The sequence below is a fragment of the Cryobacterium sp. CAN_C2 genome (assembly GCF_015751745.1).
Taxonomy (GTDB): domain Bacteria; phylum Actinomycetota; class Actinomycetes; order Actinomycetales; family Microbacteriaceae; genus Cryobacterium.
The window spans coordinates 32,304-44,389 of the sequence record NZ_JADOUX010000017.1 but is presented as its reverse complement, the minus strand read 5'-3'; the positions used below and the strand labels follow the sequence as shown (position 1 = coordinate 44,389).

At 61.1% G+C, this 12,086-nt stretch carries 13 protein-coding genes; 4 read left to right on the top strand and 9 right to left on the bottom strand.

The genetic code is table 11. The features are described from left to right. Nucleotides 1–30: 30 nt before the first annotated feature. Nucleotides 31–1,011 carry an agmatinase gene (speB, locus tag IWX77_RS13225; RefSeq protein WP_196844985.1) on the bottom strand — a complete coding sequence of 327 codons (981 nt, stop codon included), beginning with the start codon at nucleotides 1,009–1,011 and terminating at the stop codon, nucleotides 31–33. 146 nt (nucleotides 1,012–1,157) lie between these two features. On the opposite strand from speB, the gene IWX77_RS13220 reads away from it, so the two are divergent. After that, on the top strand, nucleotides 1,158–1,742 hold the full coding sequence (locus IWX77_RS13220; RefSeq protein ID WP_196844984.1) for a helix-turn-helix domain-containing protein: 585 nt from the start codon (nucleotides 1,158–1,160) through the stop codon (nucleotides 1,740–1,742). Nucleotides 1,743–2,461: 719 nt separating this feature from the next. Here the strand turns inward: IWX77_RS13220 and IWX77_RS13215 are convergent. After that, nucleotides 2,462–3,298 carry an alpha/beta fold hydrolase gene (locus IWX77_RS13215; RefSeq protein WP_196844983.1) on the bottom strand — a complete coding sequence of 279 codons (837 nt, stop codon included), beginning with the start codon at nucleotides 3,296–3,298 and terminating at the stop codon, nucleotides 2,462–2,464. A gap of 155 nt (nucleotides 3,299–3,453) precedes the next feature. Further along, a complete protein-coding gene (locus IWX77_RS13210) occupies nucleotides 3,454–4,830 on the bottom strand; it encodes an IS256 family transposase (RefSeq protein WP_442784474.1) in 1,377 nt (458 codons plus the stop codon). On the opposite strand from IWX77_RS13210, the gene IWX77_RS13205 reads away from it, so the two are divergent. Then, complete coding sequence (locus IWX77_RS13205) at nucleotides 4,823–5,065, top strand: ATP-binding protein (protein WP_334353673.1); 243 nt, start codon at nucleotides 4,823–4,825, stop codon at nucleotides 5,063–5,065. The two genes, IWX77_RS13210 and IWX77_RS13205, sit on opposite strands and share 8 nt — an antisense overlap. Before the next feature lie 634 nt (nucleotides 5,066–5,699). On the opposite strand, the gene IWX77_RS13200 is transcribed toward IWX77_RS13205, so the two are convergent. From IWX77_RS13200 to IWX77_RS13175, 6 genes are all read right to left on the bottom strand, one after another. Next, the gene (locus tag IWX77_RS13200) at nucleotides 5,700–6,413 is read right to left on the bottom strand and encodes a HipA domain-containing protein (RefSeq protein WP_196844981.1); all 714 of its coding nucleotides are present in this window, start codon (nucleotides 6,411–6,413) and stop codon (nucleotides 5,700–5,702) included. A gap of 774 nt (nucleotides 6,414–7,187) precedes the next feature. Then, a complete protein-coding gene (locus IWX77_RS13195) occupies nucleotides 7,188–7,598 on the bottom strand; it encodes a DUF302 domain-containing protein (RefSeq protein ID WP_196844980.1) in 411 nt (136 codons plus the stop codon). A gap of 11 nt (nucleotides 7,599–7,609) precedes the next feature. Next, the gene (locus tag IWX77_RS13190) at nucleotides 7,610–7,855 is read right to left on the bottom strand and encodes a multicopper oxidase domain-containing protein (protein WP_327012211.1); all 246 of its coding nucleotides are present in this window, start codon (nucleotides 7,853–7,855) and stop codon (nucleotides 7,610–7,612) included. Continuing rightward, the gene (locus IWX77_RS13185; RefSeq protein ID WP_196844978.1) at nucleotides 7,836–8,336 is read right to left on the bottom strand and encodes an SRPBCC family protein; all 501 of its coding nucleotides are present in this window, start codon (nucleotides 8,334–8,336) and stop codon (nucleotides 7,836–7,838) included. The genes IWX77_RS13190 and IWX77_RS13185 overlap by 20 nt, the downstream gene beginning before the upstream one ends. After that, the gene (locus tag IWX77_RS13180; protein ID WP_196844977.1) at nucleotides 8,336–9,094 is read right to left on the bottom strand and encodes a mycothiol-dependent nitroreductase Rv2466c family protein; all 759 of its coding nucleotides are present in this window, start codon (nucleotides 9,092–9,094) and stop codon (nucleotides 8,336–8,338) included. The genes IWX77_RS13185 and IWX77_RS13180 overlap by 1 nt, the downstream gene beginning before the upstream one ends. Nucleotides 9,095–9,869: 775 nt before the next feature. Then, nucleotides 9,870–10,241, bottom strand: a complete 372-nt coding sequence (locus tag IWX77_RS13175; RefSeq protein WP_196844976.1) for a PH domain-containing protein — start codon at nucleotides 10,239–10,241, stop codon at nucleotides 9,870–9,872. A gap of 319 nt (nucleotides 10,242–10,560) precedes the next feature. Here IWX77_RS13175 and IWX77_RS13170 point away from each other — a divergent pair, with 319 nt between their 5' ends. Then, nucleotides 10,561–10,707, top strand: coding sequence for a hypothetical protein (locus IWX77_RS13170; RefSeq protein WP_196844975.1), 147 nt, complete (start codon nucleotides 10,561–10,563; stop codon nucleotides 10,705–10,707). Between the two features lie 159 nt (nucleotides 10,708–10,866). Continuing rightward, nucleotides 10,867–12,045 (top strand): acetylornithine deacetylase, encoded by a 1,179-nt coding sequence (argE, locus tag IWX77_RS13165; protein WP_196844974.1) that lies wholly within the window; start codon nucleotides 10,867–10,869, stop codon nucleotides 12,043–12,045. The last annotated feature ends 41 nt before the right edge of the window (nucleotides 12,046–12,086 follow it).

The following is a 12,086-nucleotide window of genomic DNA, read 5'->3' as shown; positions in this document are numbered from 1 at the left end:
TGCGTTGATTTCGCGATTTCACACCGAGGTTTACGGGGCGGGCGTGGTGTTGGCGATGCGCGCTGTGCTGGGCGTCATCGCCGAAATGATTTCATAGGCCACGTGGGATGCGGCCACGGCCGTGATCTGCGCGTGGTCGTAGGCGGGGGCAACTTCGACAACGTCCGCCCCCACAATGTTGACGTTGCGCAGTGCGCGCAGCATCGCCAGCAACTCACGGCTGGTCATTCCGCCAGCTTCTGGAGTTCCTGTTCCGGGCGCGTGAGCGGGGTCGAGCACATCGATGTCGACCGAAACATAGACGGGTCGATCGCCGAGTCGGGCGAGCATCCGTTCAATCGCAGGCTGGAGACCCTCGGTCTCAAGCTCTGCGCTGGAGATGATTGCGAAGCCGAGTCGCGCGTCGTCGCGAAGGTCATCGCGTGAATACAAGGGACCGCGGATGCCTACGTGCATGCTCGCCTGCATGTCAATAAGCCCCTCTTCCGACGCCCGACGGAACGGGGTGCCATGAGTGACGGGTGCACCGAAGTAGGTGTCCCACGTGTCGAGGTGGGCGTCGAAGTGCAGCACTGCAATCGGTCCGTGACGCTTGGCGACTACCCGCAGAAGGGGAAGCGCGATGGTGTGGTCGCCACCGATCACGACCAGTCGCTTGCCATCGGCGCTCAATTGGGCGGCACCCTCCTGAATCTGGGCCACGGCCTCGCTGAGGTTGAAGGGATTCGCGGAAATATCGCCGGCATCCACCACCTGCTGGGTACTGAACGGAGTGACATCTTGCGCGGGGTTGTACGGTCGCAGCAGTCGTGACGCTTCGCGCACGTGGGCCGGCCCGAAGCGGGCACCGGGTCGGTAGCTGACGCCACTGTCGAAGGGAACACCGACGACCGCAATATCTGCATGCGAAACGTCTTCGATGCGGGGTAAGCGGGCGAATGTCGCGATTCCGGCGTAACGAGGCGCGATGCTCGCGTCGGCTGGTCCGATCGGTTCAGTCTGGGTCGTCATGGATGCCACTTTCTTTCGTTGAGCCGAATGAGATACTTATGCGAAACATAATATGCATATTAGGCAACACGGCGCTCCAATGATTGTGTCGGCATCCGCTGTGCCTGTCAATATGGATAAGAAATCGTCTCCAGCCGAGGAGTTCCATGCGTCCGTTGCACCCAACCCCCTCAGAGAAACGCGTCCGTGTCGGAGCGCGCCTCCGAGCGAGCCGCCGGGCTCAGGGCCTCACGATCGCACAATTGGCGGACGCAACCCGCCTGACCAAGGGGTTTATCAGCCGAGTCGAGCGCGACGAAACCTCGCCAAGTGTTGCAACACTACTCACCATTTGCGAAGTACTCTCACTGCCGATCGGCACACTTTTCGAGGCGTCCGAAACCGAACTCGTTCAGCTCAAACAAGCACCATTGATCAATATGGGCGGCCGCGGCGCGGTTGAGCGCATGATCACCCCGCGCGGACAATCCAAGATCCAGATGCTGCGGTCAACGCTGCAACCCGACGCCGACGGTGGAGACAAGCTCTACACCGTCAATTGCGATGTCGAGGTCGTGCACGTCATCAGCGGTAGCTTTGAAATTCAGTTCACCGACCGCACCGTCGCCCTCGTCGCCGGCGACACGATCACGTTCCCCGGTCGCGAACTCCACAACTGGAAAAGTACCGGAACCGTGGAGGCCGAAGTGCTGTGGACCCTCGTGCCCGCAGCGTGGAGCGGCGCGGTCTAGCCTCGCACGGGCTCGCGCAGCGGCTCGGCTCAACATGGATGCTGCCGGCCGCAGCCGTATCCATTACGGCAAGCAGTTATTGGCACTGTTTTGCACCGCCATCAACGGCTCGCGATGGTCGCCGAATTCGAAACCGACCTGATTCCGTTCAGGAACACGCGAGGGAACGCCGGTCGCTACAGCGGCCGCCCGGCCGGCTCCGCAAAAAGAAACCCAAACTGTCTGAAGCAACGGAGAAGCACCTGGTCGAGGTCTGCCAGCGAGGCGAACAAACCAGCTACAGAAGATTACTGAAGAGGACGGTTAGCTTGTCATGCGTGGCAGCGATCGAGAGCCTCAGAAAGCTTTCGTTTGTCCAGGCGGGTTCTTGGAGCCTCTACTAGAGTCCGTCGAGTTGTCGGCTTCGCTAGTGGCTCTACCACGTCAACAACCGCTGCACAGCGGCCGGCTCTGCACCAACCGGTCACGCATCAACTACCACGCGGTGCGGCAGCCCTGCCGGCGTCACGCAAGTGACGGGCGATTATGGCGACGATTTGAGCGCCCTCCGATAGAGATCTTGAGGTCCACGAGTCGCCGAAGATGCACCATCCGGGAGCGGGTGAACGAGAAAGCGCAGCTGCCGTGCCGTCGGGGATGGCAGGACACCGCAGCTGCGCTTGCGCAAAGATCACGCGCGGATGCCGTGCTGGCGGGGCGGCGCTGCCGCCGCCAGCTTGCTACTTCGAAAGAAAGTCGAGGACGATTCGGTTCCATTCCTCGGTGTGGCTGACGGTGACACCGTGGGGCGCGCCGGCAACCACGTACAGCTCGCTGTGCGCAATGGCGGTGTGCGTTCGCGCGCCGGATCCCTCGAACGGCACGACGCCGTCGCCTCCGCCGTGGATGACGAGCGTGGGCACGGTGACCTTCGGGAGGTCGTCGCGGAAGTCGGTCGTACCGAACGCGGTCATGCACGCCAAAGCGGCGGTCTTGTCGGATTGCAGTGCGATCTGCAAGGCCTCCTGGCGCTCGGCCTCCGTGACCCTCAGCTCGCCGTCGACGGAGAAGAACTGGGTCGTGAAGTCGTCATAGAATTCCTCCTCGTTCGCGGTCAGCGCCGCGGCCATCTTCGCCGCTGCAGCAGGCGAGAGAGGGCCGTCCGGGTTGTCGACTGCGGTCAGGAGGTACGGCGGGACCGCCGAGGCGAAGACCACGGAGTGCAAGCGTTCGGTGCCGTACTTGGTGAAGTAGCGGGCCACCTCTCCGCCGCCCATGGAGAAGCCGACGAGGGTGACGTCGTTCAAGTCGAGTTGGACAAGCAGTGTGTGGAGGTCCTCGGTGAGGGTGTCGTAGGTGTAGCCGGTATGGGGCTTGTCGCTGCGGCCGAATCCGCGGCGGTCATAGGTGATGACGCGGTAGCCGGCGCCGGCGAAGGCGGGGACCTGGCCTTTCCAGGATTCCCCGGACAGCGGCCAGCCGTGGATGAGGACGACCGGGCGCCCGGTTCCGCCGGTGTCATCGACATGCAGGTTGGTGTCCTTGAAGAGTCCGTGGTGTGCAGTGAACTCGGTCATGATGCATCCTCCTTTTCTTGCCGCCGGTCGGCGGCGCTCCTATATTCTCCGGCGCGCGAACTGATTTGGTGTGGTTTCGATCACATTGACCGAGATGACTTGACCGTACGAGGCTGCATGGCGTCAAGTCTTTTGTGTAAGTGTTGTGAATTTGGTTAGAGGTGGGGGTTGATTCGGTCTGGGTAGGCTAAGGCGAGTTGGCTGAGGGCTTGCTTCCAGTTCGTGGTGACTTGGCCTTCGACGAGGCGGCCTTCGGCTTTGCGTTTGGTCTCTCGGGTGCGGCCTCGTTCCTTCGCTCGTTCGCGGGCGCGTTTGTCTTCAATATTGCAAATGGCCAGCCAGAGCATCTTGATCGCGGCGTCATCGCTGGGAAAGTGGCCGCGGTTCTTGGTCACCTTGCAGAGCTGGACGTTGAGCGATTCGATGCTGTTCGTCGTGTAGATCACCCGGCGCAGTTCCGGCGGGAACGCGAGGAACGGGGTGAATCGTTCCCGCGCATCTTCGAACGTTTTCACCGTCGCCGGATACCTCAGGCCAAGGTCGGTGGCCGCGAAGGCGGCCAGTTCGTCGAGGGCGGCGTCGGCGTTGACGGCCGTATAGATCGGCTTCAAGGCGGTCGCGACCTTCTTGCGGTCTTTATAGTTCACAAAGCGCATGCTCGCCCGCAGCAGGTGCACAACACACGTCTGAACGGTCGTGCTCGGCCACGTCGCTTCGATCGCTTCAGGGAATCCGGTCAAGCCGTCGCAGCAGACGATGAGGACGTCCTTCACGCCGCGGTTAGCGAGCTCGGAGCAGATGCCGGCCCAGAACTTGGCGCCTTCACTCTGCTGCACCCAGATGCCCAACACGTGCTTGATCCCGTCCATGTCAACGCCGACAGCGATGTGCGCGGCCTTGTTGCGCACGTGCGCGCCATCACGGATCTTCACGATCAGAGCGTCCAGGTAGATGACCGGGTAGAGGACCTCCAATGGCCGCTGCGGCCACTCCAGAACGGCGTCGAGGACCTCGTCCGTGATTTTGGAGATCGTCTCACGAGAGAGGTCCGTACCGATCGTGTTGATCAGATGCGTTTGAATATCGCGGATCGTCATCCCGCCGGTATAGAGCGAAATGTTCATGTCGTCGAGGCCGCCCAGGCGCCGCTCACCCTTGGGCACCAGGCGAGGGATGAAGCTCCCACTGCGGTCTCTGGGGATGTCAAGCTCGAGGTCACCGACCTCCGTCGAGACCGTCTTGGGCGATGTTCCGTTACGCGAATTCGAATAGAGACGCGCCTCGGGGTTGCCCTTCTCGTAGCCGAGGTGCTCGGTCAGCTCGGCTCGCAAGCCGCCCTCCAAGGCTGCCTTGATTAGGCCAGGGATGAAGCCGCCCTCGCCGGTGAGTTGCAGCTGTCCGGCGTCGATCTTCGCGAACAATCCGTCCAAGGCACCGCTATCGCGCAGCTCTTGGATCGCGTCGGCCGCCGCACGCTGCGACGGGGACTTCGGTGACTTACGTAGTTCTTTACGATCCGATGCCATGACCATGATTTTCACAATCCTTCAGTTGGATCCGCAACCCCTTACACAGACCATCGGACACCCTCCCGAACTGCTCTTTCAGGTCCTCACCGAGAGAGAAGAGAACAGCTCCATCGCGATTACCTCTAACGAATCCTTCTCCGGATGGACGAAGACCTTCACCGACCCCAGGCTGTGTGCAGCGATCGTCGACCGGCTCACCTTCAACGGCACCATCCTCGAAACCGGCACCGACTCCTAGCGTCTCGCCCATACGGAGAAACAGCGTGACGATCAACGCTGATGAGACGCGACTGGGCTTCGGATCACAGTGCCCAAGGGCGACGACGGCTTCTCGTGCGGGTAGGAAGGTGCATTTCTTGGCATCCCAAGACAGCTTCCACAGTCCAGGTTGTCATTCCACACCGGTCGGGCGGGGACAACTCAAGTGGACGTTCGCAGGGCCGCAAGCCGTCGTAGCATCACCCAAGTTCGCAGCGCGGGGCGCCTGACTATCGTGCAACAACGGCCTGCCGTCACCTAGCTAGGTTCGCAGACGGAGCACATATTCCTGTCTGAACTAGGGCAGATTGGCAAATGACGCTGGCAGGAGAACACAACCCGAATATGCAAGCAAGCCGATATATGCGAGGACCATCATGCGCGATAGTCTTCCGCGCGCAGGCTTTTGCTTCGAACTCGTGAAGTGAATCGCGAGGACAAAAGTGTACAAAACAAGTACTGCGAGCAGAAAAAACTCGATTGGTCTCATGTCATCCTCTTTGCGTGCTGTCGAAGTTTTTTCTGAGCCGCGGCCCTATTACTGGATAGTAGGAAAAATAGATAAAGATTGATTCGATCAAATTTCATCTTCCTCCGAGAGCTGGGAGACCGCCTTACACTGCCGCTAAATTTGTACCCTGTACGGTGGCCGCATAGGGCGGGGTGATTCTGATATTGCCGTCTGGGAAGTGGAGCGTGCTGATGTTCTTACCGTGCATGTCGAGGTTACCCACGGCCTGCGAGAGAGTCAGGAGTCGGAGGAGCTGTTCAACGGAGGCCCGGTCGCCGTCGCGCCCCACGACATCCGCTACTCGTTTGAGTGACACTTTGCCGCCGTACCCCTCGTCGAACGTGATGGTCGGGTAGCGCACCGACTGCGGCTTCACGATCTGGGTCGACGGATGCCCCTCGAGAACCTGGAACCAGTGATTATTCTGCCGAGCGGGCACGATCTTGCCCTGCACACCGGCCAGAGAGGTGCGGCCGGACTTCGGCCGGTTGTCAAGAGGAGCGGCCTGGGTGTTGGCCAGCATCCTTCCGACCTCGGCCGCGTCGACGGGGGCGAGGGCAGGCGTGCACGGCTCCCCCGGCGCCTCAGGATCGTAAACCTGAATGGCACCAGCGACGCCCCGACCGAACTGGGCCAGCAGAGCGATGATGTCGTCGGTGGACACTCTGATCTCGGCGGCAAGATTGTCGAGCGCGATGCCCTCAGGAAGGAGCTCGGCGAAGAAGTTGCGCCGCCGCGCGGCCCTGCTGCGGTTGCTGATGAGGTCAAATGGCGCTGACTCCGACAGGATCGTAATGCCGTGCCCAAAAATCTCCACGGCATTTTTCGCGGTGACAAAGTCGAAGGTGCGGCGGTCCGTGCCGCCACGACAATCTCCTTACGAAGGTTTTATCACCTTCAGAATCCCTGACGGGTTTATCACTGTCAATTGACCTGATGGTCTTATTCCCGTCAAGCCACCACGAGCTCCCCGCAGTTGAATATCAACCCGACGTTGACCGTTCGGGATTTCCGGACAGGGGCCGGCATCCGTTTCAAGTTCTAGGCATAAGTCCATCAGGCAGCAAAAATAATGCCAAGCATTGCTGGTGCTTTCGGTCGGGGACACAACTTGGGGAGGGCTGCGTCCCTTCGGGTGTACTTCCCCGGGTATGAGTGGTGGTTTTCCCATGTCGTGGTCCAGCGTGCGATGGTCAGTGAGAGCCGTTCAAAGTTCGTCACCGAAAGACACATCACACGATGGCTCCAGGCCAGTCTGCTCTGCTTGGTCTCCTCTCGAAGAACCAGGACTGGCGCGCGATCCGCGGCCAGGGCCTATAACGGCGCCGGCCACCGCCTTCAACGAGTACTCCAGCCGACTTCCCGCCGGAGGACAGCGTGGCCGGCCAGAACCCTGCTCCGGGCTACGCTTATTGACCGCACGGCAAGTCAGCAGCCCGGTGACTTCCGCCAAAAAAGCCCCGGCTAGCCAGGCACCACATGACTAACCACGCCGCCAGCACCGCACAGTGGCCGGCACGCTCCAGGGCCGTAACGCCTTCAACCGTACTCAATCTCCGCAGCCGGCCCGTCGCCGCACGTTTGCCGGGTCTCAGGCGGTTTCGAGTTCCTTCAGGGCAGCGAGGAGTCTGTGATCGGCATCCGAGGCGACTTCGGAGACAGCCGGAACGTCGCTAAGCTGCACCATAGTCTGCGGGTCGATGGTTTGGATGACGGTGGTGCCGGTGTCCGGTCCACGTCTAATGACGACGTTGCAGGGCAGGAGCAGTCCCATGTCCGGATCCGCGACGAGAGCTTTCTGCGCCAGGGCAGGATTGCAGACCCCCAGGATAAGGTAGTCGCCCAGACCCTGCCCAGCGTCGGACCCGAGTTTGGCCTCAAGGGTGGCGCGGACATCGATTTCGGACAGCACGCCGAAGCCCTGCCCTGAGAGGGCTTCACGGGTCCGGGTTACTGCTTCTCCGTAGGGCAGGGAGACAGTGATGGTGTGTGCGTAGCTCATTTTTTTCTCCTTCATCGGTTTTCCCAGGCGTGCACAGGCTGCGGGGCACTCTGCTCCCGGGCTTCGATCAGGCCGATCATGCCGCTGTCCTCGTAGTCGAGGGTGAGACAACGGTAGACGGTTTTCCCGGTCAAGTCATCGAAGGCGAACCGGGTGCGGACATTGCTGCGGGCCGCCACGTTGACCACGGCCTGCCATGCGGGGACGTCCACGGTCCGGACGCCCCGAGTAAGCCCGTCATGACCGGGCCTCCTCACTTGCAGCGATGGATTCGGCGATCTGCTTGATCGCGGCGAGCGTCTTCGGGATGCCGTCGAGCGCCTGCTGGGTGCGGTCAGTGATCTGAAAGTCTGCTTGGTCACCGAACTTCTCCTCGAACATGGCGATCCCGCCCGGCAGGAACTCCCAGTACTCGCTGAGGATCGTCCCCGTATCCGCTGGGGTGAGGGTGAAGCCCCAACGAACGAAGCTGCCACCCACCACCCAGGCGAACTTGCGACCGCGCTCGGCCACCTCCACCTGCGATCGGGTCTCCCAGGTCCGGTGCGGGAGCTCATTGCGCCCGGTGAACCAGGCACCAACCTGACCAGCCTTGGCTTCGTCGTCCCACCAGCACGTCGTACAGACGGGGCTCCACTCGCCGGTGCGGGTGATGTCGGAGACCATGTCGTAGAGCGTTTCGGCTGACGCCTCGACCATGACAGATTCCTGGTGACGGCGGATGTTTGTCTCACTCATCAGTCTGTCCTCACAGATCGGTCATTTTTCTGCCGCCGGCTGCCGCCATGCCAGTCCTCCTGCTGACCGACCGTATCGGCGTCGACTCCGAACGCTGCAAGCTGTGGCTGCTCCCGCAGGCTTCGTTTGAGCTCGGCGAAACCAGGGAAGCGTGCCAGACCGACCACGTGGTCCCACAACTCGGCGGCCGCGTCATCGCGTGGCAGCCGGCTGATCACCGGCCCGAAGAAGGCCACACCGGCCGGTGGCTCGAAGTGGATGATGGGCGTGCCCACGTCCTTACCTGTCAGCTCGAGCGCCTCGTCAGTCTCCTGCCGGATCTCGAGGTCCCAGGACTCGTCGTCGAGAGCCTCCGCCAGTGCGAGGGGCAGGCCAGCCTCGGACAGAATCGGTTCCACGAACTCACGCGTCCCGCGGCGCTCACGCACCTGGCCGTCGGTGCTGTTGTTGCCCGGGTCTGGGGCGGCGTCGAAGATGTGCGCCCCGAACGCCGCGTACAACTGAGCCATCGACTCGCGACCATGCTCCGCGCGTGCCCGGGCCGCCACCCGCAGGAGCCGGAGCCCGGCAGTGTGTCCAGCCTCGTACTCGGGCGGAAAATGCGCGTCATAGTCGACCTCGGCGTTGATCAGACGCAACGAGATGAACCGCCAGTCCACGGTGTAATCGCGCTGCGCCTGCACCTGCCGCACCCACTTGCTGGTCATCCAGGCGAACGGACAAACTGGGTCGAAATAGAAGTTGATGTCGGCGTCCATCAATCCACCCTAAACGACATACGTCAACTACGAAGGAGTCTACGAGTGGCTCGCGAACCAATCCGACTAACGGGGCCCAACGCTGTGGAATTGCAGAATCCCTCCAGTTATTCGTGTCGGACTCATCAGTTCAGTGGGGCAACCGAAGCAGACGCTCGGCTCGCAATGAACGGTCAATAAACGGTGAATGGATCAAATTTCGCGCGTCTTGCGAAGATAAGAATCCTTGATCAAAGCATGTTTCAACGACTTTGAGCGAAACTTCAACCCAAGAGTCAATGGTGGATCATCAAATCCCGACCCATTATTGAGAATAAAACATGGTGATCAGGAAGTTTTTTCGAGTAGGTCAGCCGGGACTTGAACCCGGGACCGACCCTTTGCGGCGGGCCCTATTCGACCGCGATAGGGATATCGGTTGGTGACATGGCTGCGTTGGCGGGGCCGGCGTCTGCTGTTGATAGCGGTGTGGTGCGTCAACGGCTTTCGTACCTTCGATTGGGAGAAAAGTGCGACAGTAGGCGAGAGCCGCGAACCCGACCAAGAATCGGCTGGTATCCGCAAACACCGAGTCTTCTCCATCCGTTTTATTCGCGATGTCGAGTGCATCGCCAGCTTCCGTGCGATCCGCCCCGTAGCGCGACAGTTCCACGAAGAGTCTGTCGTCTGCAGAGTCCGGGACCATCACGTACTCGAAGCCAAGGTTTTCAACGTTGCTCGCGTGATCATCGTCGCGCTGATCCGCACACCCAGTCTTCGGTATCCCATAGACGGTTCAATCCGCAGCGAGCACGACCTGTGCGATCAGCTGGTCGAGTTTACGCACGTCAACTCCCTTGCCCACCTTGATCTTGATGTGACCCGCACGGGTCCAGAGCTCGAGTTCAGCGTTGAAGTCAAGCGTGCCGGCGTTCTCGGAGGACCACATGTTTCCCCGTGAATAGGGCAGCGAATACAGCTCCACTTTCTTACCCGTGATGCCCTGCGCATCCCGCACGATAAGGCGCTTGTTCGTGAAGTCTGCGCTGTCACGGAAGGTCTTGTAGGCCGCGATGGGGTGTTCGCCGGGCACCAGCATGGGCTCGACATCGGTCGGGATAGGGGCTTCGGCGACGAATGTCCAAGCGGCGATGGCGGTGGTTTCCATAGGGATCCTCAAGGTTCGGTGGAGTGCAGTACATGAGTGCCTGCGCCCCAACTACCGAGCAGCTATCCGTTCCTCCGCGGGGCGGGTACGCCCCCCCCGAATACGCGGTCAGCCCGGTCCTTCCTGCTGCGACCCACGGTGTCGACGCTCGTTGAAAAGTAGACCAGTAACGCGCGCGGAGAAAAAGGCGACAGTGGTTTTCTATTCTGTGGCCGATCATTGACATTGTTTGTGTACCTCAGGTTTAGTTGAACGAAGAGAGGTACCGTCCGCAAACGATGCTGTCGGCAATGATCGTCGCGGACTCAAGGGAGACTCCATGAAAAAGGTGTTCGCACCTGTTGTCGCGCTGAGGCGTGGCAGTGTTGGCCCTGTTCGGCTGCGGGCAGTGAGCGAGACCATCGTTTCCGTCACCACCTATGGCGGGACTGCCGTTGCCCAGCACTATCGCAGGGTCGGCATCTGATCCGCTGTCAGCAACACATCGGGCCTCCCAGAAACGTCGAAGTAACCCCGCTGTAACAGCCGTGTCCTAGATTTGCTAGTCGTGGATGACCAACGTGGGCGTCGCCTGCAACTTCCGGAAGACACCCTGCCCTGTTCAATTTCACCATCTAAGGACACCATGACCACGACCTTGACCAGCACCTCCATCCAGTGGGCAACTACCCTCATCTCTTACGACACCACGAGCCGCAACTCCAATCTTGAGTTGATCGATGTGATCAGGCAGGAGCTCGTCCGTTTCAAGCTCGAACCAGTGCTCGTGCCGAACGTCGACGGCACTAAAGCCAACCTGTTCGTCACCATCCCCGCCGACGACGGCTCCGTCACCGGCGGGGTCATGCTCGCCGGCCACACCGACACGGTTCCCGTGGACGGGCAGGAGTGGAGCAGCGACCCGTTCGCCGCCGAGATCCGCGATGACCGGCTCTACGGCCGTGGGACGGCTGACATGAAGGCATTCAGCGGCGTGGTCCTCGGCATGCTCCCGGAATTTCTGGGACACCGCCTCAGTGCGCCACTGCACCTAGCCTTCACGTACGACGAAGAGGTGGGCTGTCACGGCGCACTCTCCCTGATCCAGGAGCTCACCTCGCGAGGAATCAGTCCTGACATGTGTTTCGTCGGTGAGCCCACAAATATGCGCGCGGTATCGGCACACAAAAGCAGCCACCTCTACCGGGTCATCTTCACCGGGCTCGCGTCGCATTCGTCAAACACTCCAAACGGCGTGAACGCCATTGAATACGCGGCACGCGCGATCAGCTTCATTCGGCAGATCGCCGACGAACACCAGGCGGAGGGGCCCTTCGACGTACGGTTCGAGGTTCCGCACACCACCGCCAACGTGGGAGTGATCGAGGGCGGCGTGGCAGTGAACACGGTGGCCGAACGATGCGCGTTTGAGTTTGAGTTCCGAACGATTCCCAGTGTAGATCCGGCCGAGGTGATCAAGCGCATCAAGGCGTTTGTTCTCGGCGACCTGCTCGACGCGATGCGGAAGGAGGATGCTGCCGCCGACATCCGCTTCGATGTTATTGGAGCCGTGCCCTCGTTGAGTGCCGACGGTGAGGGTGCGGCGCTGCGACTCGCGCAAACGCTCACGGGAAACACCGCAGAAGACGCCGTCGGCTACGGCACGGAGGGCGGACTGTTCCAGCTCGCCGGGATCGACACCGTCGTCTGCGGGCCCGGCAGCATCAAGCAAGGGCACACCGCCGACGAGTATGTGGAGCTCACCCAAATCCAGGCCTGTGAGGAATTCATGCTGGCCCTGGCCGCGCGCCTCTCGCTCGACTAATTGCGGCGCCTCAGCGCGCTTCGTTTTCTTCTGCTCCGAAC